At 70.9% G+C, this 25,768-nt stretch carries 25 protein-coding genes; 8 read left to right on the top strand and 17 right to left on the bottom strand.

The genetic code is table 11. From position 1 onward, the window contains the following. Position 1: 1 nt before the first annotated feature. Entirely contained in the window at positions 2–628 is a 627-nt protein-coding gene (locus tag FQY64_RS00900) for a DUF47 domain-containing protein (protein WP_146471822.1), read from the bottom strand. A 222-nt stretch (positions 629–850) separates the two neighbouring features. Here FQY64_RS00900 and FQY64_RS00895 point away from each other — a divergent pair, with 222 nt between their 5' ends. Further along, positions 851–2,170 (top strand): hemolysin family protein, encoded by a 1,320-nt coding sequence (locus FQY64_RS00895; RefSeq protein ID WP_146471821.1) that lies wholly within the window; start codon positions 851–853, stop codon positions 2,168–2,170. Next, on the top strand, positions 2,145–2,789 hold the full coding sequence (locus FQY64_RS00890) for an exopolysaccharide biosynthesis protein (protein WP_386112675.1): 645 nt from the start codon (positions 2,145–2,147) through the stop codon (positions 2,787–2,789). Before FQY64_RS00895 ends, FQY64_RS00890 begins: the two co-directional genes overlap by 26 nt. Positions 2,790–2,798: 9 nt before the next feature. Here the strand turns inward: FQY64_RS00890 and FQY64_RS00885 are convergent, their stop codons facing one another. From FQY64_RS00885 to FQY64_RS00875, 3 genes are all read right to left on the bottom strand, one after another. Next, the gene (locus FQY64_RS00885) at positions 2,799–4,934 is read right to left on the bottom strand and encodes a putative bifunctional diguanylate cyclase/phosphodiesterase (RefSeq protein WP_146471819.1); all 2,136 of its coding nucleotides are present in this window, start codon (positions 4,932–4,934) and stop codon (positions 2,799–2,801) included. Further along, a complete protein-coding gene (locus FQY64_RS00880) occupies positions 4,931–5,857 on the bottom strand; it encodes a phosphate/phosphite/phosphonate ABC transporter substrate-binding protein (RefSeq protein WP_146471818.1) in 927 nt (308 codons plus the stop codon). Before FQY64_RS00880 ends, FQY64_RS00885 begins: the two co-directional genes overlap by 4 nt. A gap of 77 nt (positions 5,858–5,934) precedes the next feature. Then, on the bottom strand, positions 5,935–6,723 hold the full coding sequence (locus FQY64_RS00875) for an RNA methyltransferase (RefSeq protein WP_146471817.1): 789 nt from the start codon (positions 6,721–6,723) through the stop codon (positions 5,935–5,937). A gap of 83 nt (positions 6,724–6,806) precedes the next feature. Between FQY64_RS00875 and FQY64_RS00870 the strand changes: the two genes are divergently transcribed. Continuing rightward, positions 6,807–7,625 (top strand): inositol monophosphatase family protein, encoded by an 819-nt coding sequence (locus FQY64_RS00870; RefSeq protein ID WP_146471816.1) that lies wholly within the window; start codon positions 6,807–6,809, stop codon positions 7,623–7,625. 149 nt (positions 7,626–7,774) lie between these two features. Here the strand turns inward: FQY64_RS00870 and secF are convergent, their stop codons facing one another. The 6 genes from secF to FQY64_RS00840 all read right to left on the bottom strand — a co-directional run bounded on the left by secF (position 7,775) and on the right by FQY64_RS00840 (position 14,481). Then, positions 7,775–8,722, bottom strand: a complete 948-nt coding sequence (secF, locus tag FQY64_RS00865) for a protein translocase subunit SecF (RefSeq protein WP_146471815.1) — start codon at positions 8,720–8,722, stop codon at positions 7,775–7,777. Between the two features lie 10 nt (positions 8,723–8,732). Continuing rightward, positions 8,733–10,610 carry a protein translocase subunit SecD gene (gene secD, locus FQY64_RS00860; RefSeq protein ID WP_146471814.1) on the bottom strand — a complete coding sequence of 626 codons (1,878 nt, stop codon included), beginning with the start codon at positions 10,608–10,610 and terminating at the stop codon, positions 8,733–8,735. Positions 10,611–10,672: 62 nt separating this feature from the next. After that, the gene (gene yajC / locus FQY64_RS00855; protein ID WP_146471813.1) at positions 10,673–11,008 is read right to left on the bottom strand and encodes a preprotein translocase subunit YajC; all 336 of its coding nucleotides are present in this window, start codon (positions 11,006–11,008) and stop codon (positions 10,673–10,675) included. Positions 11,009–11,408: 400 nt separating this feature from the next. Continuing rightward, positions 11,409–12,548, bottom strand: a complete 1,140-nt coding sequence (gene tgt, locus FQY64_RS00850; protein WP_146471812.1) for a tRNA guanosine(34) transglycosylase Tgt — start codon at positions 12,546–12,548, stop codon at positions 11,409–11,411. Further along, positions 12,548–13,579 (bottom strand): tRNA preQ1(34) S-adenosylmethionine ribosyltransferase-isomerase QueA, encoded by a 1,032-nt coding sequence (gene queA, locus FQY64_RS00845; protein ID WP_146471811.1) that lies wholly within the window; start codon positions 13,577–13,579, stop codon positions 12,548–12,550. Before queA ends, tgt begins: the two co-directional genes overlap by 1 nt. 470 nt (positions 13,580–14,049) lie before the next feature. Further along, positions 14,050–14,481 carry an Lrp/AsnC family transcriptional regulator gene (locus FQY64_RS00840; RefSeq protein ID WP_146471810.1) on the bottom strand — a complete coding sequence of 144 codons (432 nt, stop codon included), beginning with the start codon at positions 14,479–14,481 and terminating at the stop codon, positions 14,050–14,052. Positions 14,482–14,604: 123 nt separating this feature from the next. Between FQY64_RS00840 and FQY64_RS00835 the strand changes: the two genes are divergently transcribed. The 4 genes from FQY64_RS00835 to FQY64_RS00820 all read left to right on the top strand — a co-directional run bounded on the left by FQY64_RS00835 (position 14,605) and on the right by FQY64_RS00820 (position 18,723). Then, complete coding sequence (locus tag FQY64_RS00835; protein WP_146471809.1) at positions 14,605–16,104, top strand: aminotransferase class III-fold pyridoxal phosphate-dependent enzyme; 1,500 nt, start codon at positions 14,605–14,607, stop codon at positions 16,102–16,104. A gap of 16 nt (positions 16,105–16,120) precedes the next feature. Continuing rightward, complete coding sequence (locus tag FQY64_RS00830; protein WP_146471808.1) at positions 16,121–16,363, top strand: galactosyldiacylglycerol synthase; 243 nt, start codon at positions 16,121–16,123, stop codon at positions 16,361–16,363. Positions 16,364–16,603: 240 nt separating this feature from the next. Further along, on the top strand, positions 16,604–17,323 hold the full coding sequence (locus tag FQY64_RS00825) for a hypothetical protein (RefSeq protein ID WP_146471807.1): 720 nt from the start codon (positions 16,604–16,606) through the stop codon (positions 17,321–17,323). A gap of 68 nt (positions 17,324–17,391) precedes the next feature. Further along, complete coding sequence (locus tag FQY64_RS00820) at positions 17,392–18,723, top strand: XVIPCD domain-containing protein (RefSeq protein WP_146471806.1); 1,332 nt, start codon at positions 17,392–17,394, stop codon at positions 18,721–18,723. Here FQY64_RS00820 and FQY64_RS00815 read toward each other — a convergent pair. The 7 genes from FQY64_RS00815 to rsmD form a co-directional block, all read right to left on the bottom strand. Further along, on the bottom strand, positions 18,717–19,451 hold the full coding sequence (locus FQY64_RS00815; RefSeq protein ID WP_146471805.1) for a TMEM43 family protein: 735 nt from the start codon (positions 19,449–19,451) through the stop codon (positions 18,717–18,719). The two genes, FQY64_RS00820 and FQY64_RS00815, sit on opposite strands and share 7 nt — an antisense overlap. Then, positions 19,448–20,338, bottom strand: a complete 891-nt coding sequence (locus FQY64_RS00810) for an MBL fold metallo-hydrolase (RefSeq protein WP_146471804.1) — start codon at positions 20,336–20,338, stop codon at positions 19,448–19,450. Before FQY64_RS00810 ends, FQY64_RS00815 begins: the two co-directional genes overlap by 4 nt. 64 nt (positions 20,339–20,402) lie before the next feature. Continuing rightward, positions 20,403–22,130 (bottom strand): gamma-glutamyltransferase, encoded by a 1,728-nt coding sequence (ggt, locus tag FQY64_RS00805; protein WP_386112952.1) that lies wholly within the window; start codon positions 22,128–22,130, stop codon positions 20,403–20,405. A 20-nt stretch (positions 22,131–22,150) separates the two neighbouring features. Further along, entirely contained in the window at positions 22,151–22,405 is a 255-nt protein-coding gene (locus FQY64_RS00800) for a YfhL family 4Fe-4S dicluster ferredoxin (RefSeq protein ID WP_146471802.1), read from the bottom strand. Between the two features lie 390 nt (positions 22,406–22,795). Continuing rightward, on the bottom strand, positions 22,796–23,296 hold the full coding sequence (locus tag FQY64_RS00795; protein ID WP_146471801.1) for a hypothetical protein: 501 nt from the start codon (positions 23,294–23,296) through the stop codon (positions 22,796–22,798). Between the two features lie 24 nt (positions 23,297–23,320). After that, on the bottom strand, positions 23,321–23,824 hold the full coding sequence (gene coaD / locus FQY64_RS00790) for a pantetheine-phosphate adenylyltransferase (RefSeq protein WP_146471800.1): 504 nt from the start codon (positions 23,822–23,824) through the stop codon (positions 23,321–23,323). A 44-nt stretch (positions 23,825–23,868) separates the two neighbouring features. Next, entirely contained in the window at positions 23,869–24,459 is a 591-nt protein-coding gene (gene rsmD / locus FQY64_RS00785) for a 16S rRNA (guanine(966)-N(2))-methyltransferase RsmD (RefSeq protein WP_146471799.1), read from the bottom strand. A 65-nt stretch (positions 24,460–24,524) separates the two neighbouring features. Here rsmD and ftsY point away from each other — a divergent pair, with 65 nt between their 5' ends. Then, positions 24,525–25,760: a signal recognition particle-docking protein FtsY gene (ftsY, locus tag FQY64_RS00780; protein WP_146471798.1), complete on the top strand. Its 1,236-nt coding sequence runs from the start codon at positions 24,525–24,527 to the stop codon at positions 25,758–25,760. The last annotated feature ends 8 nt before the right edge of the window (positions 25,761–25,768 follow it).

The following is a 25,768-nucleotide window of genomic DNA, read 5'->3' as shown; positions in this document are numbered from 1 at the left end:
CTCAGGAGTTCTTCAGCACGATTTCGTATGCGACCACGCCCGCCTCGCGGCAGCGGTCGATCGCCTTCTCCAGGATCTCGAAGAACTCCTTCAGCAGGAACATCTGCACCGGGTCGAGCTTGCCGGAGTAGATGTCGCGGTACAGCTCCAGCATCAGGCGGTCGGCCTCGTTCTCCAGCGCGCGCAGCTCGTCGTTGAGCGCCTTCATCGGCTCGAGCTTCATCTTCGGCAACTGCCGCACCATCCGCACCACCACGTCGGCGGCCTTCTCCAGCATCGCCGCGCGCGGCGCGAAGTCGATGTGGGCCAGGTGCTGGGTCGCCAGCGCGTAGCGGTCGGCGAACTTCTCGACCTGCTTGGGGATCTTGTACAGCGCCGAGCCGAGCGCTTCGATGTCCTCGCGCTCGATCGGCGTGATGAAGCTGTTGACCAGCTCGTGGCTGATGCGGTCGGCGGCTTCGCGCTCGCGCTGGCGGGCCAGCTTGAAGGCGTCCAGCGCGGGCTCGCGGTTGGACTCCCTCAGCATCGCGTGAAGGGCCTTGGTCGAGTCGTGCGCGGCGACCGCCGCCTGCTCGAGCAGGGAGTAGAACTGGTTGCCTTGGCCGAAGATGGTTTGCAGGGAGAACATCGCAGGAAGCCTCTGCGCCAGCGGGGCGAAGCGCGAATTATGACCGCTCGATGACCGTTTGCGCTCGCCACCGGCACATCCGCCCGCGCCTGCTAAGATCGCCCGCTCCCGGACACCCCCCTCCGGGCCCCCGCCGCCGCATGGACGACGACCCGACGCCCTCCCGACCTCCCGCTCCGCGCGCCCCGGGCGCGCGCCTGCCGTACGACCGGAGCGCGGCGGATGCTTGAGCTGGCGGTGGTGGTCTTCCTGATCGTCCTCAACGCCTTCTTCGCGATGTCGGAGATGGCGCTGATGACCTCGCGCAAGCTGCGCCTGAAGCAGATGGCCGAAACCAGCCGCGGCGCGCGCACCGCGCTGCTGCTGGCCGAGCATCCGGACCAGTTGCTGTCCACGGTGCAGATCGGCATCACCCTGATCGGCGTGCTGACCGGCGTGTTCGGCGGCGAGAGCATCGGCCTTGCGATCGCCGGCTGGCTGGGCGAAGGCATGCCGCTCGTGCGCGAGTACGCGCAGCCGATCGGCATCGGCACCGCGGTGGGCCTGATCACCGCCGGCTCGGTGATCTTCGGCGAGCTGGTGCCCAAGCGGCTGGCGCTGACCAATCCGGAGCGGATCGCCTGCGCGGTCGCGCTGCCGCTGTACGGCCTGTCGCGCGCCGCGCGCCCGGCCGTGCTGGCGCTGGGTGCGATCAACCGCGGCGTGCTGCGCCTGCTGGGGCTCAAGGACGACGCCCGCGCGCACATCAGCGAGGAGGAGATCCGCCTGCTGGTGAGCGAGAGCCACGAGCAGGGCGTGATCGACGCCGACGAGCGCAAGATGGTCTACCGCGTGCTCAGCCTCGGCGACCGCACGGTCGAGAGCCTGATGACGCCGCGCACGCGCATCGCCTGGCTGGACGCCGCCGCGCCGCTGGCCGACAACCTGGCGGTGATGCGCGAGACGCCGTTCTCGCGCTATCCGGTCTACCGCGAGAGCGACCGCGACGTGCTCGGCATCCTCGAGGTCAAATCGCTGCTGGAGGGCATCCAGAGCGGCGCGCCGGCGCTGTTCGACCGCCTGCGCAAGCCGCTGTTCGTCTCCGAATCGACCCACGCGCTGAAGCTGCTGGAGATCTTCCGCGAGGAGCAGCAGTCGCTGGCGCTGGTGGTCGACGAGTACGGCGACATCGCCGGCCTGGTGACGGTGAACGACGTCCTCACCGCGGTGCTTGGCCGCATCCAGTCGCCGGAGGGCGACGAGGACGAGAACCCGGTGGTGCACCGCGCCGACGGCTCGTTGCTGGTGGACGGCGCGCTGCCGCGCGAGGACCTGCGCGAGCTGCTCGGCGGCGGGCGCCTGCCCGGCGAGGACGAGCACGACTACCACACCGCCGCCGGCATGGTGATCGCCCGCTTCGGCCGCATTCCGCACGTGGGCGAGGCGTTCGACTGGGACGGCTGGCGGATCGAGGTGGTGGACCTCGACGGCCCGCGCGTCGACAAGCTGTTGCTGAGGCGGGCGCCATCCTCCGACGATGACCCGGATGCGACCGCCGGCTGATCCCCGCTTCGACGAGGCGGGCACGCGCGCCCTGCTCGACGCCTTCGCCGAAGGCCCCGACGAGGATGCCCTGCGCCTGGACGCGCTGTTCGGCGGCCTCGGCAAGCGCTCCTTCGGCATGCTGCTGTTCGTGTCGGCGCTGCCGGCCTTCATCCCCATCCCCGGCGCCGGCGGCATCGTCAGCGGCCCGCTCGCGGTGCTGATCGGGCTGCAACTGCTGGTCGGCCTGCGGCGGCCGTGGCTGCCGCAGTTCGTCGCCCGGCGCGGGCCGCACCGGCACACCCTCAAGCGCTTCCGCGACCTGCTCGCGCCGTTCCTCAGGCGGCTGGAGCGCGTGGTGCGTCCGCGCGCGGCCTGGCTGCTCGATCACCGCCTCGCCAGCGGCGTCTCCGGCACGCTGGTGGTGCTGGTGGGCGTGCTGCTGGCGCTGCCGATCCCGCTGACGAACTACATCTTCGGCGGCCTGTTGCTGCTGTTCGCGCTGGCGCTGCTGGAACGCGACGGCTGGTTGATGGCGGCCGCATGGGCGGGCGGTGCGGCGGCGGTGGCGGTGTTCGGTGTGCTGTCCGGGCAGATCGCCACGCTGATCGCGGACTGGGTCGGGCGGCTGACCGGCTGACGACGCGCCTCAGGCTTCGGCGGGGTCGAGCAGCTTCAGGAACTGTTCGGCGCCGACCGGCGGGCCCAGCCAGAAGCCCTGCGCCAGATCGCATCCGCGCTCGCGCAGCACGGCGTACTGCCCCTCCTTCTCCACGCCCTCGGCGACCACCACGATGCCGAGCGAATGCGCCATCGAGATGATCGCGCCGGTCAGCGCCAGGTCGTCGGTGTCGTGCAGGATGTCGGCGATGAAGCTGCGGTCGATCTTGACGCCGTCCACCGGCACCCGGCGCAAATGGCTCAGGCCGGAGAAACCGGTGCCGAAGTCGTCCAGCCACACCTTCACGCCGAGCTCGCGGATGCGCTCCAGCAGGCGGCTCACGTGCGCCTCGTCGCCGAGCACCGCGGTCTCGGTGAGCTCGATGTGCAGCAGCGCCGGCGCCAGCCCGGTATCGGCCAGCGACTGGCCGATGAGCGACGCCAGATCGCCGGTGCGGAGCTGACGCGGCGAGACGTTCACCGACAGGAACAGCGGCCCGGCCTCGCCGGCCACCGCCTGCCAGCGCGCCGCGTCGCGGCAGGCGGCATCCAGCACCAGCGGCCCCAGGGTCTCGATCACCCCGCTCTGCTCGGCGACGTCGATGAACGCCGCCGGCGCCACCAGCCCCAGCTCCGGATGCAGCCAGCGCAGCAGGGTCTCGGCGCCGACCAGCGCGCCGTCGGAGAGCCGGTAGATCGGCTGGTAGGCCAGGCTCAGCTCGCCGCGGTTCCAGGCACCGCGCAGGTCGTGCTCGAGATACACGCGCCGCTCCATCGCCTGGTTCATGGTGGCGTTGTAGAAGCGATGGCAGTTCTTGCCGGCGATCTTCGCCTGGTACATCGCGATGTCGCCGTTCTTCATCAGCACCGCGGCGTCGCGCGCGTCGTCCGGGTAGAGGGTGATGCCGACCGACGTGCCCAGGAACAGTTGACGACCCTCGACCGCGATCGGCTCGGCCAGCGCGCGCACCAGGGCGGCGCCGAGCTGGGCAGCGGTCTGCCGCAGCTCCACGCCCTCGAGCATCACCACGAACTCGTCGCCGCCGAAGCGCGCGAGCATCGCGCGGTCGCCGCCGTGGCGGTCGACCGCGTTGCGGATGCGGTTGGCGCACTGCAGCAGCACCTCGTCGCCGGCGTCGTGACCGAGGGTGTCGTTGACGCGCTTGAAGTCGTCGACGTCGGCGAACAGCAGCGCGATCTGCAGATCCGCGCCGCCCTTGCGCGCCTCCTCCATGCGCGCTTCGAGCACGTCGCGGAACGCGGTGCGGTTGGGCAGGCCGGTGAGCGCGTCGGTGTAGGCGATGTGGCGGATCTCGCGATCGTGCCGCGCGATGCTGTCGCGCATGCGGCGGAAGCCGCGCACCAGTTCGCCGATCTCGTCGTGGCGCACGCTGGCCGGGGTGTCGGTGTCGTAGCGGCCCGCCTCGATCTCGCCGGCCGCGCTCGCCAGCTCGCGGATCGGCCGCACGACGAAGCGCTGGACCAGCAGCAGGGCGGCGGCGGCGGCGGCGAACAGCACCAGCCCCAGCACCACGATCCAGCCGAGCTGGCGCCGCGCCATCGCGTCCAGGCGGGTGCGCAGGCCGAGCAGCGCGTCCTCCTGCGTCCGCCGCGCGCTGGCCAGGTCCAGGCCCAGACGCACGCCGCCGATGCGCTGGCTGCCGATCATGATCGGCGCGGAGGCGTCCATCACCCGATCGGTCCAGACCACCGCCGGCTCGCGCGCGGCCATCACGCGCGAGGCGAGCGGGTCGGCCATGATCTGGCCGAAGCGGCCGATGTCCTCGGTACCGTCGTGGATGATGTTGCCGTCGGCGTCGTAGACCAGCACGTAGGCGATGCCCGGTTGGCGCATCGCGGAACGGGTCTGGTCGCCGATCGCGTCGAGGTCGAAGTAGTACAGCGGGTTGGCGAGCGTGCGCGCGAGCTGGTTCGCGGTCGCGGTACCGCGGCGCTCCACGCTCTGCCGCACCATCGCGTCCAGCACTTCGCGGCTGATGCTCTCGACCTCGCGCTGCATCGCGGTCTGGCGCTGCCACAGCAGGCCCAGCAGCAGCAGGGTCAGCACCAGCACCGCGGTCATGCCGGTGAGGAAGCGCGCCTGCAGGCCGTAGCGCAGTCTCATTCGACCTCCTCGCGGACGCGGCGCACGCCCGCGGACACGCGCTCCAGCTCCCGGCGCGCGGCGTCGTCGACCGGCAGGAACCGCGAGGTCGCGAAGAAACGCCGCAGCGCGTCCTGCGCCTGCGGATCGGCGTGCGCGCGCAGCAGCACCTCGCGCAGGCGGGCGGCGATGCGCGGGTCCAGATCGGCGCGCACCATCTCCACCGCGCGCGGGTAGTCCGGCGTGCGCGCGATGATGCGCAGGTCCGGGCGGAACGCGGGCGGCACGCGGCGCGGGTTGTTCCAGTCGAGATTGCTCATCACGCCGACATCGACCAGGCGCTTGTGCACCCAGGTGGCGATGTTGAGTTCCGAGCGCGCGAACAGATACCCCACCGCGCCGGTGCCGGGGGCATCGGTGGGCGAAAGCAGCAGTTCGAGCCGGAAACGCTGATCGAGCAGGGTCGCGGCCGGCACGAAGTAGGCGCTGGTCGAGGCCGGGCGCTGGAACGCCACCGAATGGCCGGGCAGATCGGCGAGCGCGTCCACCGCGCCGTCGCGACGCGCGAAGAACACGGTGTGGTAGCGGCTGACGCCTTCGCGCTCGGTGATCAGCAGCGGCCGCGCTCCGGCGCGCTGCGCCAGCAGCATCGCCGAGCCGGCGGTCTCGGTGACCCAGTCGACGCGGCCGCGCCGCAGGTAACTCGCCATCTGCTGGGCGTCCTTCGCCATCAGGATCCGGCCGTGGCGAACGCCCAGATCCTCCATGTGCGCGACCACGTACTCCAGCAGCGGCTTGAGCTGGTCGTAGTGCGCCTTGGGGTCGTCGCTGATGCGGCCCAGCACCAGCACGCCCCCGTCGGTGGCCGGGGCGGCCACGCGCGGGATCGCCAACGCGAATGCGCAAAGCACCCACGCCGCGATCCGGCTGACGGCTGCGCCCATCCCCGCCCCCTGCTTCCGAGACGCTCGCAGCCTAAACGAAAACCGGGTCGGCGCGGCAATCGTGTCGCGATGCCGGCTCAATTCCGCCCGGACGCCAGCCGCGCGGTCCGCTCCACGTCGGCCAGGATCGCCCGCAGCAGACGCACCTCGCGCTCCTCCGGCGCCGCCCGCAGCAGCAGGCGGCGCAGCTTGCGCATCGCCACTTCCGGGGCGCGGCCTTTGTGGAAGTCGATCGCCTCGAGCGCGGCGTCGAAGTGCGCGAACAGCGCCTCCATCTGCGCGTGCGGCGCCGGCGGCTCGCGATCGGCGTCGGCGGCCGCCGTCGCCGGGGCAGGCGCCTGCGCCGCTCCGGCGCCGCCCAGCCAGGCCAGCCGCAATTCGTAGGCGACCACCTGCACCGCCGCGGCCAGATTGAGCGAGCTGTAGCCCGGATCGGCCGGAATGAACACGGCCGCATGGCACAGATCGAGCTCCTCGTTGGTCAGCCCGGTGCGCTCGCGGCCGAACACCAGGGCGACCTCCGCCCCGCCCGCGGCCGCGTCGAGCGCGCGCGCGGCGGCCGGGCGCGGCCACAGCTCCTCGAGCGCGATCCGGCGCGCGCGGGCGGTCGAACCGAGCACGAGGTGACAGTCGGCCACCGCCTCGGCCAGCGTGCCGCAGGTGACGGCCGCCGCCAGCACGTCCTCCGCTCCGGCCGCCAGCGCCGTCGATTCGGCGTTGGGTGGGCGTTCCGGGGACACCAGCACCAGCCGGCGCAGGCCCATCGTCTTCAGCGCACGGGCGGCCGACCCGATGTTGCCCGGATGCTGGGTGCCGACCAGCACGACGCGCACGCGGTCGAGAGGTTGGGTTGAGGAAATGCTCATGGGCGCGAATGGTAAACTCCGCGCCCCGGCCTCGCGCCGGGTTCGTTCTTTCTCCCCGCCCTGCTCCCACGAGGCTGCCCGCCGTGCAGAAACCCGCCGTCACGCTCATGGTCCGTGCCGCCCGCGCCGCCGGCAACGTGCTGATCCGGCACATGAACCGGCTCGATGCGCTCAACATCGTCGAGAAGGGCCGGATGGACTACGCCAGCGAGGTGGACGAGGCCGCCGAGAAGGAGATCGTGCGCGAACTGCGCAAGGCCGGGCCGGATTACGCCTTCCTCGGCGAGGAAGGCGGCGCCCAGGGCAAGGGCCGCTACACGTGGGTGATCGACCCGCTCGACGGCACCAGCAACTACCTGCACGGCATCCCGCATTTCTGCGTGTCGATCGCGCTGGTCGAGAACGGCGAGCCGGTGCACGGCGTGATCTTCGACCCGCTGCGCAACGAGCTGTGGACCGCCAGCCGCGGCGGCGGCGCGACGCTCAACGACAAGCGCATCCGCATCGGCGAGCGCAAGGACCTGCAGGGCGCGATGCTGATCACCGGCTTCCCGCCGCGCGAGCGCGCGCGCGTGGCGCCGCACCTGCGCTGCCTGGAGGCGCTGCTGGCCGAAGCCGAGGACGTGCGCCGCACCGGCTCGGCCGCGCTCGACCTCGCCTACGTCGCCTGCGGCCGCGCCGACGCCTACTTCGAAGCCGGCGTGAAGCCGTGGGACATCGCCGCCGGCGTGCTGCTGGTGCGCGAGGCCGGCGGCAAGGTCTCCGATTTCCGCGGCCGCGCCACCGGCCCGATGGACGGCCGCGGCACCGCCGGCCGCGGCCTGATCGCCGGCAACGTCAAGATCGCCGACGTGCTGCAGAAGAGGATCGTCGAGACGGGGTACGCGGCGGCGTTCGACTGAGGGCGGGGATCGGGAATCGGGAACGGGGAACCGGGAACCGGGAAGCGGGAAGCGGGAAGCGGGCGTCCCTGTCGCTATCGATCGGCTTGGCGCAAAAAACGGCGACGGGCCCCACAGGGCCCGTCGTCGTGGCCAGCTTCGCGGGCCGCTTACGGACGCCGCGCCAGCGCCTCCTCGTCGCGCGCCTTCGGCAGCAGATCCTGCTTGCTCACCTTCAGCCAGCCGAGCGTCAGCAGCGGACAGGCGATGAAGATGGTGGAGAGCGTGCCGATCACGATGCCGATGATCTGCGCCTCGGCCATGCCGCGCAGCGAACCGCCGCCGTACAGATACAGCGCCAGCACGGTCAGGAACGCCACGAACGAGGTGATCACCGTGCGCGACAGCGTCTGGTTGATCGATACGTTCAGCACGGTCAGCGAATCGGCGCGCATCGAGCGGAAGTTCTCGCGCACGCGGTCGAACACCACGATCGTGTCGTTGATCGAATAGCCCATCACCGACAGCAGGCCGGCGAGCACCGTGAGGTCGAACTCGTGCCCGGTGAACGCGAACCAGCCGGCGACCACCACCACGTCGTGCATGGTCGTCATCACCGCGGCGACGGCCAACTTCTTCTCGAACCGGAACGAGATGTAGATCAGGAAGCCGACCACGACGAAGATCAGCGCCCAGATTCCGTTGACGGCCAGGTCCTTGCCGACCTGCGGGCCGACGAACTCGCCGCCGATGGCCTGGGCCGGATTCTCTGGCGTGGAGACCAGACGCAGCACCTCGGCGCGCGTTTCCGCCAGCGCGTGGCCGGGCTTGGGCTGCAGGCGCACCAGCAGATCGGCGCCGGTGCCGAGCGTCTGCACCTGCGCCCCGTCGTAACCGGCCTGGGTGAGGCGGGTGCGCACCGCGTCGACGTCGGCCGGGCGCTCGAACCGCAGTTCGATGCCCATGCCGCCGGTGAAATCGAGCGCGAAGTTGAATCCCTTCAGGCCGATGGCGGCGACCGCGGCGAGCAGCAGCAGCAGCGCGACCGCCAGGGAAACCCAGCGCAGCCGCATGAAATCGAAGCGGCTGTCGTACGGGAACACGTTGAACGGCTTCATGCTGGCTCCCTCAGATCGCGATCGACTTCAGCTTGCGGCGGTGGCCGTAGATCAGCGTCGCGATGCCGCGCGACACCGACACGGCGGTGTACATCGAGGTCAGGATGCCGACGATCAGCGCGACCGCGAAGCCCTTCACCGGCCCGGTGCCGAACGCGTACAGCGCGATGCCGGCCAGGATGGCCGTGATGTTGGCGTCGGCGATCGTGCCGCTGGCCTTGTCGTAGCCGGAGGCGATCGCCGTCAGCGGCGGCACGCCGGCGCGCAGCTCCTCGCGGATGCGTTCGTTGATGAGCACGTTGGCGTCCACCGACATGCCGACCGTGAGCGCGATACCGGCAAGACCCGGCAGCGTGAGGGTGGCGCCGAACAGCGACATCACCGCCACCAGCATCAGCATGTTCAGCAGCAGCGCAAGGCAGGTGATGACGCCGAACATCCTGTAGTAGACGAGGAAGAACGCCAGCGCGAACAGGAACGAATACAGCACCGCGCGCAGGCCGCGTTCGACGTTCTCGGCGCCCAGGCTGGGGCCGATCACGCGCTCCTCGACGAACTCCATCGGCGCGGCGAGCGAGCCGGAGCGCAGCAGCAGCGCCAGATCGGCGGCCTCCTTCATGCTGGCGAGGCCGGTGGTCTGGAACTGGTTGCTGAAGGGCTCCTGGATGTTGGCGACCGAGATCACCTCCTCGTCCACACGGGTCGAGCGGACCTCCTTGCCGTCGACGGTGCGTACCTCGGGGATGCGTTCGATGTAGACCACCGCCATCGGCTTGCCGACGTTCTGGCTGGTGAAGTCGTACATGCGCGAACCGCCGAGGCTGTTGAGGCGCACCGAAACCGCCGGCGTGCCGCTCTGCGGATCGCGCAGGGAGCTGGCGCCGATCAACTGGTCGCCGGAGACGATCACGCGGCGGCTCAACAGCACGGGCGTTCCGGCGCGGGTGCGGTAAAGCTTCGCGCCCGGCGGCGCGACGCCGGTCCGTTCGGCTTCGATCCACTCGCTCTCGGTACCGATCACCGCGCGGTACTCGAGCGTGGCGGTGGCGCCGAGGATGCGCTTGGCCTGGGCGGTGTCCTGCACGCCCGGCAACTGCACGACGATGCGCTCCTCGCCCTGGCGCTGGATCACCGGCTCGGCCACGCCCAGTGCGTTGATGCGGTTGCGCAGCGTGCCGATGTTCTGCTCGACCGCGTCGACCGCGGTGCGCGTCAGCTCGCCCTCCGAAAGCTGCACCCGCAGCTCGCGTCCGTCGCCCTGCACGCTCGCCGGCGGTTCGCCGCCGATGGGGGCGCCGGTGTTCAGCGTGTCGAGGATCAGTTGCCGCGCGCGCTGGGCGTCGCCGGCGTTGGCGAGCGTGACCGCGACGCCGTTGCCGCGCCGTTCGACCGATTCGTACACCACGCGCTTGTCGCGCAGCGCGCCGCGCACGTCCTCGGCCACCGCCTCCAGCCGCTTCTCCAGCGCGGCCGCGCGGTCCACCTGCATCACGAAGTGCACGCCGCCCTGCAGATCCAGGCCCAGCAGCATCGGCCGCGCGCCGATCCGATCGAGCCAGTCCGGCGCGGTCGGCGCCAAGCTGAGCGCGGCGACGTAGTCCGACCCCAGCAGCGGGCGGATCGCGTCGGCCGCCTTCGCCTGCTGGTCGGCGTTGCCGAGCCGGACCAGGAGGTTGTCGCCCTCCAGCTCGATCGCCTTCGGCGCGACGCCCGCCTGGCGCAGCGCGCCTTCGACGCGCTGGCGCAACGCGGCGTCGACCGGCGCGTTGCGGCTGGCGGTGATCTGCACCGACGAATCGGGCGGGAACAGGTTCGGCAGTGCGTAGAGGGCGCTCGCGATCAGCACGAGCACCATCACGACGTACTTCCAGCGTGCGTAGGTCAGCATGGGCGCTTCCTGCGGCGCCGCACCGGCGGCGCCTTACGGTCGAGTCAGGGCGTGGCGGCGACTTAGGCCGACTTCAAGGTGCCCTTGGGCAGGACGTGGGCGATCGCGGCCTTCTGCACGCGCACGCGCACGCCCTCGGCGATCTCGACGCTGACGAAGTTCTCGCCGATCTCGGCGACGGTTCCGGCGATGCCGCCGTTGGTGAGCACCTCGTCCCCCTTGGCGAGCTTCTCGAGCATCGCGCGGTGCTCCTTCTGGCGCTTCATCTGCGGCCGGATCATCAGGAAGTACATGATCGGCAGGATGATCAGCATCGGCAGCAGCATGCCGAGGCCGCCGCCCTGCGGCTGCGCGGTCTGGGCGTAGGCGGGAGCGATCAGGAGGTCGAGCAGGTTCATCGCGAGGGTCCGGCACGGAAAATAGCCGGGGATTATGCCACGCACACGGCGGCTTCACCGGGCGTGGGTTCCGACGGCGCCGGGCGGAGGCGTGCGCGCGCGTCGTGAGGCGGGGCGAGCGCTTGCGGGTTGCCGCGCAGCGCTTCGTTGCGCGACCGGGCGAAGGGCCTGCATGTGGCGGGAGCACGACAATGGGTCCCGGCTTTCGCCGGGACGACGCCGGTGGGGCATCGCGCGTCGGCAACCCACGTGCGCCCATGCCGTCGGGAAGACCCGCCTCCCTGCCCTTCGCCCGTCATCCCCGCATTCCTTCGACAGGATCGGGATGAGCGGCGGGGATCCATGGACGTCACGCAAGCTGCAGCGAAGGCCGATGGGTCCCGCTTACGGGCCTGACCGCCTATGCCGCACCCTCGCCCGCGCGGCGCAGGGCGTGGAACCGGGCGCGGAACTCGGCGAAACGGCCGTGCGCGATCGCCTCGCGCATCTGCGCCATCAGCCGCTGGTAGTAGCGCAGGTTGTGCAGGGTGCCGAGCATCGGCCCGAGCATCTCGCCGCAGCGGTCCAGATGCCGCAGGTAGGCGCGCGTGTAGCCGCCGGCGCAGGCCACGCAGTCGCAGCCCTCCTCGATCGGCCGGGTGTCGCGCTCGTACTTCGCGTTGCGCACGCGCACGACGCCGAAGCGGGTGAAGTAGTGGCCGTTGCGCGCGTTGCGGGTGGGCATCACGCAGTCGAACATGTCCACGCCGCGCGCGACCGCCTCGACCAGGTCCTCGGGACGGCCCACACCCATCAGATAGCGCGGGCGGTCTTCCGGCAACTGCGGGCAGGTGTGCTCGAGCATCGCGTTGCGCTCGGCCTCGGTCTCGCCGACCGCCAGCCCGCCGATCGCGTAGCCGTCGAAGCCGATCGCCTTGAGCCCCTCGGCCGAGCGCGTGCGCAGCTCGTGGTGCACCCCGCCCTGCACGATGCCGAACAGCGCGGCGTCGTTGCCCTCGTGCGCGCGCTTGCTGCGCTCGGCCCAGCGCAGCGACAGCTCCATCGAGCGCTCCACCACCCGCGGGTCGACCGGCTTGCCGTCCACGTGCACCGGCGGGCACTCGTCGAAGATCATCACGATGTCCGAATCGAGCACGCGCTGGATGCGCATGCTCTCCTCGGGGCCGAGGAACACCCTGCTGCCGTCCACCGGCGAGGCGAAGGTGACACCCTGTTCGGTGATCCTGCGCCGGTGCGCCAGCGAGAAGACCTGGAAGCCGCCGGAGTCGGTCAGGATCGGCCCGTCCCAGCGCGCGAAGCCGTGCAGGCCGCCGTGGTCGGCGATGACGTCGAGCCCGGGGCGCAGGTACAGGTGGAACGTGTTGCCGAGGATGATCTCCGCGCCCAGCTCGCGCACCTGGTGCGGCAGCACCCCCTTGACCGTGCCGTAGGTGCCGACCGGCATGAACGCCGGCGTCTCCACCGTGCCGCGCGGAAACGTCAGCCGCCCGCGGCGCGCGACGCCGTCGGTGCCCAGCAGCTCGAACGCCGTCCGCGACATCACGCCTCTCCCGGCCACAGCAGCATGGCGTCGCCGTAGGAGAAGAACCGGTAGCGCGCCTGCACCGCGTGGCGGTACGCCGCCAGCACCCGCTCGCGACCGGCGAACGCGGAGACCAGCATCAGCAGCGTGCTCTGCGGCAGGTGGAAGTTGGTGATCAGCGCGTCGATCGAGCGGATGCGGTAACCGGGGAAGATGAACAGTTGCGTCTCGCCGGCGAACGGCTGCAATTCGCCGTCGCGCATCGCGCTCTCCAGCGCGCGCACGACCGTGGTGCCGACCGCGATCACCCGCCCGCCGCGGGCGCGCGTGCGCCGCACCTGCTCGACCAGTTCGGCGCCGACGTTGAGCCATTCGCTGTGCATCCGATGCTGGCGCACGTCCTCCACGCGCACCGGCTGGAACGTCCCCGCACCGACGTGCAGGGTGACGTGGCCGAACTCGATGCCGCGCTCGCGCAGCGTCGCCAGCAGCGGCTCGTCGAAATGCAGGCCGGCGGTGGGCGCGGCGACCGCACCCGGCTGGCGCGCGAACACGGTCTGGTAGCGCTCGGCGTCGTCCGCGCCCGGCGCGCGCTGGATGTAGGGCGGCAGCGGCAGTTGGCCGGCGTGCAGCAGCCACTGCTCCAGCGATTCGGGCACGTGGAAACGCAGGCGATAGAACTCGCCCTCGCGCTCGATCACCTCCGCTTCGCCGCCGGCGTCCAGCGCGATGCGGGAGCCCGCTTTGGGCGGCTTGCTCGCGCCGATCTGCGCGCGCGCGTCAAAGCCGCCGAGCAGGCGCTCGATCAGAATCTCGACCCGCCCGCCGGTGGCCTTCTGCCCGAACAGCCGCGCCGGGATCACGCGGGTGTCGTTGAACACCAGCAGGTCGCCCGCCGCCAGCAGCGACGGCAGATCGCGGAACACGCGGTCCTCGAACGGCGCATCGCCGGCCGGCACGACCAGCAGGCGGCTCGCCGCGCGCTCGGGCAGCGGCGCCTGCGCGATCAGCTCGGGCGGCAGTTCGTAGTCGAAGTCGGATTTCTTCACCGGCCGGGGAACGAGGGGCTACGGAACCGGCCATTGTACGGGCTGGGGGCGGTGGCTCGTCGCTGAAAGCGTCCGCCAGCTCGGGCCGCGATGGGAGGGCGTCGCACGGACGAGAACGGGTTCCGGCTTTCGCCCACTGCTGCGCGGAATCCAGCCGGCCGTCGCGCTCTCATCCCCGCGCAAGCGGGGATCCATGGACGTCACCCATGCTGCAGCCAACGTCCATCGGTTCCCGCTTTCGCGGGAACGACGAAAACAGGCATCCGGGCGTAACCGTTGGCTCCCCTCCCGACCTCCCCCTGCGAGCAGGGGGAGGAGAAACCTCACGAGCGTCCAGCCGCACGACGCCACGCGTGACAGGTCGCCATGCGCGCAGACTGCCGCGTACTCGCGCACGGCGCCGCCCTCATGCCGCTGCCACCCATGTTCTCCGGACAGCAGTGGTCTTTCGCCGGGCGAAGGCTTCGGCCTCAGCGCTCGAACTTCGCGGAGAGGACGATCGACGAGGTGGTGCGCTCCACGCCGTCCAGTGCGCCGATGCGATCGGTCAGCTCGTCCATCTCGCCCACCGTCGGCACCGTGCCCAGCGCGATCAGATCGAACGGGCCGCTGACCGAATGCAGCGACCGCACCTCCGGCATCGCCCGCAGCGCCTCCACCACCGCCGGCATCTGCTTGGGCAGCACGGTGATCATGATCCAGGCGCGGATCCAACTGCGTTCGGCCTCGTCGTGCACGCGCACGGTGTAGCCGGCGATCACGCCCTCGCGCTGCAGGCGCTCGATCCGGCTCTGCACCGTCGTGCGCGACAGCTTCAGCCGGCGCGCGAGCTCGGCCACCGGCGCGCGGGCGTCCTCGCGCAGCAGCGCGAGCAGTTGCCGGTCGGTCGCGGAAAGTCGCATTCTGGCCGCCTCGTTTCGTCGATCTGCACGGAATTGTCCGTTGATTCGTCCAATTGCCAGCTATCGAACGACGAATCGTTCCGGATAATACGCCGATACCCCTTTTTCCGCCGGGAGGACGCCATGACCCTGCTCGACAAGCTCGCCCCGCTGCGCGCCCATGCCGGCCGCCGGCGCACGTCCGGTCTGGACGATGCGACCGTGCTGCGGTTCGCCGCGCGCGATCCCGACCTTGCGGCGGCGATCGAGGCGGCTCCCGCCGAATACGCGCGCATCCGCGCCGAGTTCGCCGACCTGCTCGACCTCGACGAGGACGCCCAGATGCGTGCGGTGCAGGCCGACTTCGTCAATTTCTACGCCGACGACAACGTCAACCCGTACGTCGCGCTGGTCGCGCGCGGACCGTGGATCGTGACCCTCAAGGGCGCGGTGATCCACGACTCCGGCGGCTACGGCATGCTCGGCTTCGGCCACACCCCGGCGCCGGTGCTGGAGGCGATGGCGCGTCCGCAAGCGATGGCGAACGTGATGACGCCGAACCTCGCCCAGCTCCGCCTCACCCGCGCGCTGCGCCGCGAGATCGGCCACAGCCGCGGCGGCTGCCCGTACGCGGCGTTCCTGTGCCTGAACTCGGGTTCGGAATCGGTCTCGCTCGCCGGCCGCATCGCCGACGTCAACACCCGACTGAACATCGAGGCGGGCGGCCGTCACGCCGGCCGCGCGGTGAAGCGCATCGCCATCAAGGGCGCGTTCCACGGCCGCACCGAGCTGCCGGCGCAGTATTCGGACTCCACCCGGCCGACCTACGCGAAGTACCTCGCCAGCTTCATGCGCCGCGAGGGCGAGCTGATCACCATCGAGCCGTATGACATCGACCAGTTGCGCCGGGCGTTCGCCGAGGCGGACACGCAGGGGTACACGATCGAGGCGATGTTCCTCGAGCCGGTGATGGGCGAAGGCGATCCGGGCCGCAGCGTGCCGCCCGAGTTCTACGCCGCCGCGCGCGAGCTGACGCGCGAGCACGGCACGCTGCTGCTGGTGGATTCGATCCAGGCCGGCCTGCGCGCGCAGGGCGTGCTGTCGATCGTCGACTACCCGGGCTTCGAGGGCCTGGACGCGCCCGACATGGAGACCTACTCGAAGGCGCTCAACGCCGGCCAGTATCCGCTGTCGGTGCTGGCGGTGAACGAGCGCGCCGCCTCGCTGTACCGCAAGGGCGTGTACGGCAACACCATGACCGCGAATCCGCGCGCGATGGACGTGGCGGCCGCGGTGCTGTCGCAACTCACCCCGGAACTGCGCGCCAACATCCGCGAACGCGGCCGCGAGGCGATCGAGCGCCTGGAGGCGCTGAAGAACGAGTCGGGCGGCCTGATCACCAAGGTCCAGGGCACCGGGCTGCTGTTCTCCTGCGAGCTGGCGCCCGTGTTCAAGTGCTACGGCGCGGGCTCGATCGAGGAATGGCTGCGCGAGCGCGGCATCGGCGTGATCCACGGCGGCGTGAATTCGCTGCGCTTCACGCCGCACTTCGCCATCACCAGCGAAGAATTGGAACTGGTGGTGGGCATGGTCGGCCGCGCCCTGCGCGAAGGTCCGCGACTGGAGCAGGCCGCCGCCGCCTGACCGGCGAGGAGGCCCGATGATCCAGCTCATCGACAAGGACACCGGTACGCCGATCGGCGTGATCACGCCCGAGGAGCACGCGATCCTGGTCGCGGCGCTGGAGAAGGAAGGCCCGCACGACCACGATTACTGGGTCGATGCGATCTCGCTGGAGGCCATCGAGCGCGAGCACCCGGAAGCCGGCGCGCTGGTCGCCCTGTTGCGCACCGCCATCGGCGGCCGCGAGGGCGTCGAGGTGCTGTGCGGGTCGGACTGGTAGGCGCGCAGGGCCGCACGCGCGGCGCACCCGGTTTCCGCCCCGGCGAGGCGATCGCGGCGGGGCGCAGGCCCCTGCCCGGCCGTACGACGACGGCGTCGTGAGCGCCGCCGCCTCCGCAGCCTGACGGACATATCGTGACCCGATGCCGTGCCTGATCCACGCCAAGGCCGAAGGCGCTGCGTTTGACAATGGGGTTCCTCCGTCACCTACCATGACCTGACCCGAGCAAGGCACAAGGACATGCCCGATAGCACCCCATTGAAGGTCGAGGCCGGGCTGATGCTGTGCATGCTCCTGGCGATCACGGCTTGCACAGCGGCCGGTGCGCCTGATGTTGAAGCGGCTCGCTTCGAGCCAGTCCCGGTTGCGACCCCAACGCCCACGGAAGGACGCCCCATGATCGCACCCGACACCAGACCGCCAACTCCCGAACCACCCGATGGCCCCCAACTAACGCCGGAGCAGGTGTGGCGCAAGCTGATGGGCCTGATCGACAGCCTGCGCGACGAGACCGACCTCAATCGCGGCCATATCGAACGGGCGATCGGACTGCCGCTCCAGCAGCACGATGGCTCGGTCAGGATGACCATGATCGCCGGCCGAACCACAGGCGGCTGGCACTACGCCTTCAAGCTTATGACCTATTCGAAGGCGGATCGCAGGGTCGCGTTCGATGTTTACGTTCCAGAGCTGAGCAGCTCAAACGGGGTTGCGCCGACCTGCACCTTCCCGTTCCGCCAGTTGCATGATGCACTGCTGGCGCGGGGCTTCGAAGCGCGCAATCTCACCGCCACTGGGGATCGCGCGTACTCCTGGACCTTCAGCCGTCCTCCGCTCGTTCTCAATACGTACTACTACTTCCTGCGACCGCAGGAGATGGATGAAGCCAACTACGACGAGGCCTGCGTCGATCGGGTGGTGATGAGTTTCGTTATCCCTGCTGAGGGGAGTGCGCGATGACCGGGCCGGGAGTAGACACTCCGTTCCACCGCTTCCAGCGGGCAGGGGCCAACGCACACCAGTTGCGGATGATCGCCGAGGCGGTAAGCGCCTCCCCCGAACTGAACCGTGCGATGACCGAGGCGATGCGTACCGGCCGTCTGGCCTCGTTTCGGCTGTTGCCGCCCAGTGCGACGGTTTACGGCGAATACGACCCGCACTACCGCGAGATCAGGCTGCACCCAGCCCTGTTCGGCGCCCCGATCAACCAGGAAAGCCTCGACAAAGTCGTCGATGTGCTGGCCCATGAAACGCGCCACGCCTTGCAGCTCGACGAAATCAACGGGTTCGATGCCAGGATGCTGGATCGCGCGCAGGCTTTCGGGCAGAGCAAGGGGCCGCGCGAGTGGACCGCCTTCGTCGGCGACTACATCGCTTTCGGACGGCGGATGGAAGCATTGGCCGAGCTGGACGGCATCAACACTCTGGCCGATCGCATCCGGCGCGAAGGCAATGGTCCTGTCACTGAGGTGGATCTTGCGGAACGCCTACGACAGACTTCGGCGTGTGTTGAGATTGGCGCTGACAATCGATATCGCTTCAAACCCGGCGTCACCTTCGACCCCGCTACCCAGTCGGTCCGCCCCACCCCCGAGAACCTGGCCGCGATCGCGCGCTGCCACTTCGACGCCAACCCCCATTACCGCCATCACTACGCCGCCAGCGCGATGCGGCTGATCGCCGACCGTGAATTGGCCCTGCGCGCCGACGATCCACTGCGGCCGGTCACCGACAACCGGATCGATCTCGCCCGCTTGGGCCTGGATGCCAAACGGCTGCGTGCGATGCCGATGAGGCTTGCAGCGGAGGCGCCGTTCGAGATCGTCGATATCAGCGACGGACGATCACGTCTTATCGAGTTCCGCGGCAGCGCCCCTCGCCGCACACCGGAACTGCACGAGGCGCGGTCACGCATGGTGGCCGGCACGCCGGCCGATGCAGACCATCCCGATCACGCGCTGTGGGTGAAGATGCAGGACCGCGTGCGCGAACTCGACCGGGCCGCCGGCAAGGGCTGGGACGAACACAGCGAGCGGCTGCTCGCCAGCGCGCTGGTCATGGCGAAGGCGAACGGGTTCGGCGCCGACGACGAGCTGCGTCTGGCCTTCAACCTGCCGACCGACCGCTACGCGGCGGGCGAGATCGTGCATCTATGGCGCGACAGGCCGACCGCTTCGCCCGATCCGGCGGCCAACCGCACGCACATGTCGACGCGGGAGGCGTTGGCGATGCCGGCGGAGGAACGCTATCGGCAACTCGAAGTCCTCGCCGAGTCCCTCGTCCAGACACGGGAGCCGGCGCGAGACCGTCTGATCCCCCCGGACGCTCCCTCGGCGGCGCGAATGGTCATGGGTCACTGAGGGCGGCGTCCCCGCCCGCGCCGCAGCGCCATCGCCCCGCCGAAGGCGAGGAGCGCGAGCGGCAACCAGTACCAGCCGCGCCAGCGCCATCCGGCGGGCTCCGGCGCGGCCGCGGGCAGGCTCGAGGCGGCGGCCGGCGCGGCCTCCGGCGTCGGTACCGGTACCCAGACGCCGTCGCGCAGCGTCACCTTGCCCCGCAGCGGCGGCAGGTGGAGCCTGCGCCAGGTGATGCGCAGATCGCCGATCTGCGGCCGCAACGGGTTCTCCGCGCTGCTGAGGCCGTCGCCGTCCGGCTGGAAGGTCGCGGCGAGATTGGCCGGCAGGCGGCTGAACGAGGGCCGGAAGCTGCGCCATTCGCCGAACGCGCGCAGCACGTCGGGCGATACCGGGCGCCCGTCCAGCGTCACCTGCCGGGACCACCAGATGCGGCCGGGCAGCGGCATCTCGTCGGGGTTGCGATAGGCGGGGTCGAACGCGTCGGACGCGATCACCCCCGCGCTCCACTCCTGCACGTACCCGTAGGGCGTGCGCCGCCACTGGAACATCTCGACGTCGCGCTGCAGGCCGAAGGCGCGCGCGCTCACGCCGAACTCGCGGTCGCGCAGCACCTCGCCCGCTTGCGGCTCGCCGACCGGCTGCGCGCCGCCGGAAGCGCCGGGCGTCTGCGCCGCCGCCGCCGGCGCCAGCGCGAGCAGCACGGCCAGCAGCGCGCCGTGCCGCGGGATCATGCCGCGAGCGTCCGCGCCTTCAGCTCCGCCACCTCGTGCGCGGTGGCGAAGCGGCCCTTCTCGTCGCGCACCACCTGGGCCAGCGCGCAGCCGGGATCGTGGGTGAAGAACAGGTGCACGTTGCGCTCGAGCTTGTCCTGCAGGAACGCCTGCTTCTCGTCGATCAGAAGCTCGGCGTTGCGGTCGTAGCCCATGGTGATCGGCACGTGCACCCACGGCCGCCCCGGAATGAGGTCGGCGCAGAACACGACGCCGCCGTGCGGCTGGCCGTCCACGGTTTCCGGTCCGACGATCTCGGCCAGCATCAGCCCCGGCGTATGGCCGTCGCTGAAATGGAAGCGCACCGCGCTGCCGAGCGTGCGCGAGTATTCGCCGTCCACCAGCTCCAGCCGCCCGCTCGCCTCCAGCAGCGCCGGCAGCTCGGCGATGAAGCTGGCGCGGTCGCGCGGATGCGGCGCGCGGGCGCGTTCCCAGTGCCGGCGGCCTACGAGGTAGGTGGCGTTCGGGAACACCAGCCGCGGCGGCTGCCCTTCCCGCCACGGCGCGAGGATGCCGCCGGCATGGTCGAAATGCAGGTGCGAAAGCACCACCACGTCGATGTCCTCGGGCGTGAAGCCGGCGGCGGCGAGCGAATCGAGCAGCACGTGGCGGTCCTCGTTGACGCCGTAGCGCTCGCGCAGCTTCGGTTCGAAGAACGCGCCGATGCCGGCCTCGAACAGCACCGTCCTGCCGGCCAGCGGGGAGGCCAGCAGCGCGCGGCAGGCGAGATCGATGCGGTTGTGCTCGTCGGGGCTGGCCCATCGCGCCCACATCGCGCGCGGCGCGTTGCCGAACATCGCGCCGCCGTCGAGCTTCTGACTGTTGCCGAGAACCGACCAGAGTTTCATCGCGATGCGTCCTACGAAAGCGCCTTCGACATGATCGGCGATCGGCGCGCGCCGATAAACCCGCTCAGCGCGCGCTGGCGCGCGCCTGCTGCGCGGCGGCCGGCAGCAGGCCGACCTTGCCGACCGGATTGCGCGGATCGGTACCGCCCTCGAGCGTGCCCGCGCGCAGGTCCCACATCACCGTCTGCAGGTTGCCCCAGACGTGGCTGGAGCCGCGGCCTTCGGAGGGATCCACCGGCGTGCGCACGGTGTGCCCCATCGCCTGCAGCGCGGCGATCGTCGCCGGCGGTAGCGCGCCGGTCTCGATCTGGATCGCGTCCGGCAGCCACTGGTGGTGGTAGCGCGGCAGCGCCGCGACCTGCTGCGGCGAAAGCCCGTCCGCATAGCCGAGGATGCCGAGCAGCACCATCGTGATGATGCGGCTGCCGCCCGGCGTGCCCAGCACCGCGATCCGGTCGCGGGACACCAGGAAGGTCGGCGTCATCGAACTGAGCATGCGCTTGCCCGGCGCCGGCGCGTTGGCCTCGAAGCCCATCACGCCGAACGCGTTGGGCGTGCCCGGGCGCAGCGCGAAGTCGTCCATTTCGTTGTTGAGCAGCACGCCGGTGCCGCGCGGAATGAATCCGGAGCCGTACGTGAGGTTGACGGTCTGGGTGGCGGCGACGCGGTTGCCTTCGCCATCGATGATCGAGAAGTGGGTGGTCTCCTCGTCCTCGAGCGGCGTCGGCGCGCCCGACAGCAGCGCGCTCGGGGTGGCCTTCTGCGGATGGATCGTCGCGCGCAGGCCCGCGGCGTAGTCGGGGCTGGTCAACAGGGCGACCGGCACCTGCACGAAGTCGGGATCGCCGAGGTAGAACGTGCGGTCGCGGTAGGCACGGCGCATCGCCTCGACGGTGAGATGCACGCGCTGCGGTTCGGACAGGCCGGCGAGATCCCACGGCTCGAGGATCTGCAGCATCTGCGCCAGCGCGATGCCGCCGGAGGACGGCGGCGGCGCGGTGACCACCTGCCAGCCGTCGTACTCGAACCGCAGCGGCTCGCGTTCCTTGACCCGGTAGGCGGCCAGCTCCTCGGCGTTCCAGCGCCCGCCCTCGGCGCGGACGCCGGCCAGCAGGCGGCGCGCCACCTCGCCGCGATAGAAGCCGTCGAAGCCCTCGCGCGCCAGCTTCTCCAGCGTGCGCGCAAGGTCCGGCTGCTTCAGCAGTTCGCCTTCCTCGGGCGGATCGCCGTCGGCCAGGAACACCTCGCGCGTGCCGCGGTAGCGTTCCATCACCTTGCTGCGGCTGCGGTAGCCGTCGGCCAGACGCGCGTACACCGGGAAGCCGTCGCGCGCGATGCGGATCGCCGGTTGCAGCGAACGCGCGAGCGGCAGCCGTCCGTATTTGCCGGCGATGTGCACCAGCGCGGCGGGCAGCCCGGGAATGCCCGCGGCCCACGGGCCGTTGACGGCGCGGTCGCGGTCGAGCTCGCCGGCGGCGTCGAGATAGGCCTGCGGCGAGGCCGAGCGCGGCGCGACCTCGCGCGCGTCGACGAACACGTCGCGGCCGCTGCGCGCGTCGTGCAGCAGGAAGAAGCCGCCGCCGCCCAGTCCCGAGCTGACCGGCTCGACCACCGACAGCGTGGCCGATACCGCCACCGCGGCGTCGAACGCATTGCCGCCCTCGCGCAGGATCCGAAGCCCCGCCTCGGTGGCGAGCTCGTGCGCGCTGGCGATCGCCGCGCCGGGCGGGGTGGCGCGCGGCGACTCCGCGGCGAACGCGGGCAGCGCAAGCAGAAGCCAGAGGGTCCAGATCCAGCGGCGGGCGGTCGGCTTCACGGCACGGTCTCCTGCAGCCGCTTGAGCTTGGCGAGCAGCTGCTCCTGCGTCTCGGGATGCGCGGGGTCGGGGTCGATGCACTCCACCGGACATACCATGACGCACTGCGGTTCGTCGTAGTGACCCACGCACTCGGTGCAGCGCGACGGGTCGATCACGTAGACGACCTCGCCCTGCGAGATCGCCTGGTTCGGGCAGGCGGGCTCGCAGACGTCGCAGTTGACGCAGGTCTCGTTGATCTTGAGCGCCATGGTGGGACCGGCCGGCAGACCGCGCCATTGTCGCACCTCGCGCCCGCGCGGGCCGCGCGATGGGGGGGCCGTATCGGGAAAACAGCGTTCAGGAGCCGGGCCGCGGCCACTGCTCCCGCTGTCGTCGTTCCCGCGATCGTTCGACAGGCCAGGTCCTTCGACAGGCTCAGGTCCCACGCGGGGATATTCGAGCAATAAGGCTGGCGGGATTCCGGACGGCAGTGCGCTGGCGCGGGGATGACGCACGGCAAAGGCGCCGCGCCAGGCGCGGACGGGCGCAAAGAGCACGGCCGCCTTGCGGCGGCCGTGTGCGAGGTCCATGCATCCCCGCTTGCGCGGGGATGACGCACCGGCACAGGCGTCCGCGCTGTGCGCGGACGCGCCGGTGCGTCACTTCGCTTCGATGAAGGCGTAGTCGACGCCGGCCGGCGACACCGCCGCCTTGACGCGCTCGCTATCCTCGGGCTTGCCGATGAAGTACAGCTTCACGCCCTTCATCGAGCCTTCCTGCGCCTTGGCGAACGCCGCCACCACCAGGTCGGCCATCTTCGCCGACGAGGGCGAGGCGAACACGAGCATGTTGCCGGCGGTGATGCCGCGCGAGGCATCGGCGGTGGCCTTCTCGAGCAGGCGGTTGTACTCGTCCTCGAAGCCCGGCTTGCTTTCCGGCGGCAGGAAGTAGACGTACGGGTTGGTGTTGAGGCCGTCGGCCTCGACGCGGCGCTGCACCACGTCGATCACGTACGCCTCCCACGCCTTCTCGTCGTCGGCGCTGGCCGGCGCGGTCAGCGGCGCCTTCTCGACTTTCTGGGGGGCCTCCTCCTTCTTGCACGCGGCCAGCGCGGGCAGCGAGAGGCAGGCGATCAGCAGCAGGCGGATGGAAGTCTTCATGGATGCGGTCCCCGGGTTTGTCGGTCAGAAGGAATGGCGTTGCCAGTGTGCCTGCAACGCGCTGGCCACCGCCGGCGGGACGAACCCTGACACATCGCCGCCCAGGCGGGAAATCTCGCGCACCAGCGAGGAGGAGATGAAGCCGTACTGCTCCGCGGGGGTGAGGAACAGCGTCTCCACGTCGGGAATGAGATGACGGTTCATGCTCGCCATCTGGAACTCGTACTCGAAGTCGGACACCGCGCGCAGGCCGCGCAGCAGCACGCCGGCGCCGATCTCGGAAACGAAGTGCGCCAGCAGTCCGGTGAAGCCGCGCACTTCGACGTTGGCGTGGCGTGCCACGGCCTGCCGCGCCAGCTCCACGCGCAGCTCGAGCGGCAGCGCCGGGCCTTTGCCGGGACTGGCCGCCACGCCGATCACCATCCTCTCGAACAGCGGCGCGGCACGGTCCACCAGGTCGATGTGGCCGTTGGTGATGGGGTCGAACGTGCCGGGATAGACCGCGATGCGATGACGGGCCGGACTCATGGAGGACTCGGTCGCCGGCGCCCGCCGGCTCGCGCCGGAGTGTATCAGCCCGCGGACGCCGCCCGCCGGTACAGCGCGTAGCGCACCTCGCGCGTGCGGCCTTCGCGATGCAGGCGCCAGTCGGCGTCCGGAGCGGGCGCAAGGTCGACCGGCGATTCCAGATACAACCATGCCTGCGGCGCAAGACGCGCGGGCAGGCGCTGGAGCACCTCGGGCCACAGGCCGGCGGCGAACGGCGGATCGACGAAGGCGATGTCGTACGGCGGCGCGGGCTCGGCGGGCTGGCGCAACCACGCAAGCGCGTCGGCCGGAAGCACCCGCACCGCATCGCCGCCGGGCAGACGGGCCACGGTGTCGCGCAAGGCCTGCGCCAGACGCGCGTCGCGCTCGATCAGCGTCGCATGCGCGGCGCCGCGCGAGACCGCCTCCAGGCCGAGCGCGCCGCTGCCGGCGAACAGGTCGAGCACGCGCGCGCCGGGCAGCGCGGGCATCAGCCAGTTGAACAGCGTCTCGCGCACGCGGTCGGACGTGGGGCGCAACCCCGGCGCGTCGGGCACCGCCAGCCGCGTGCCGCGCCAGCGTCCGGCGATCAGGCGCACCTTGCCCGGCGCGCCGCCCGCGCGCGGTCGGTTCATCGGGGGGCTCCCAGGTCGGGTGTTAGCATTGCCGCCATTCTCCCCCATCGTCCCCCTCCGCTTCGATGGTCAGTTTTTTCCGCCGCAAGAAGCCGGAAGGCGAGCGTCGCTACAGCATCGAGGAACTCGCCGCCGCGTTTCCGGACGCGCAGCGCGATACGCCGGCAGCCGAAGCATCCGAACCTGCCGCGCCGGCGCCCGCGGCGCCGGTCGAGGACGTCGCGGCGGTCGCAGCGCCCGCGGCCGAGCGCTCCGCGCCCGCCGCCGCTCCGCCCCCCGCGCAGCCGGCGACGCCGGACGTCGCCGCGATCGCGCCGACCGTGTCCGAGCCCACGCCCGCGCCCGCTCCCGAAGCTGCAGCCGCCCCGGCCGCGCCCGGCAAGCCGGGCTGGCGCGAGCGGCTGCGCGGCACCGCATTCGCGCGCACGTTCGCCGGCCTGTTCTCGCGCAATCCGAAGCTCGACGACGATCTGCTCGACGAGATCGAAACCGCGCTGATCACCGCCGACGTCGGCGTCGCCGCGACCACGCAACTGGTCGAGACGCTGCGCAAGCGGATGAAGGCGCGCGAGTTCGCCGACGCCAACGCGCTGCTTGCGGCGTTGCGCGCCGAGCTGGTGTCGATGCTCGCGCCGGTGGCCCGGCCGCTGGCGATCGATGCGCAGGCGCGGCCGTTCGTGATCCTCACCGTCGGCGTCAACGGCGTCGGCAAGACCACCACCATCGGCAAGCTGGCGCACCGGTTCCGCAGCGAAGGCCGCTCGCTGATGCTGGCCGCGGGCGACACCTTCCGCGCCGCTGCGGTCGCGCAACTGCAGGCGTGGGGCGAACGCAACGGGGTGCCGGTCGTCGCCCAGGGCCAGAACGCCGACGCCGCCTCGGTCGCGTTCGATGCGCTGCAGGCGGCCAGGGCGCGCGGCACCGAGGTGCTGATCGCCGACACCGCCGGCCGCCTCCACACCCAGCAGGGTCTGATGGCCGAGCTGGGCAAGATCCGCCGCGTGCTCGGCAAGCTCGATCCGGCCGCACCGCACGAGGTGCTGATGGTGCTCGACGGCACCACCGGGCAGAACGCGATCTCGCAGCTTCGCCAGTTCCATGCCGCGGTCAACGTCACCGGCCTGGTCGTCACCAAGCTCGACGGCACCGCCAAGGGCGGCGTGCTGTTCGCGCTGGCGCGCGAGTTCGGCATCCCGATCCGGTTCGCGGGGATCGGCGAGCGGCCGGAAGACCTGCGCGTGTTCGACGCCGAAGCGTTCGTCGACGCGCTGCTGCCGGAAGCGCTCGGCAACGGCGGCTGATCCCCGAT

The sequence above is a fragment of the Vulcaniibacterium thermophilum genome (assembly GCF_007923255.1).
GTDB classification, from domain to species: Bacteria; Pseudomonadota; Gammaproteobacteria; order Xanthomonadales; family Xanthomonadaceae; genus Lysobacter_F; species Lysobacter_F thermophilum.
Note: the sequence above shows the minus strand (reverse complement) of the source record. Positions and strands in the feature narration are given on the sequence as shown.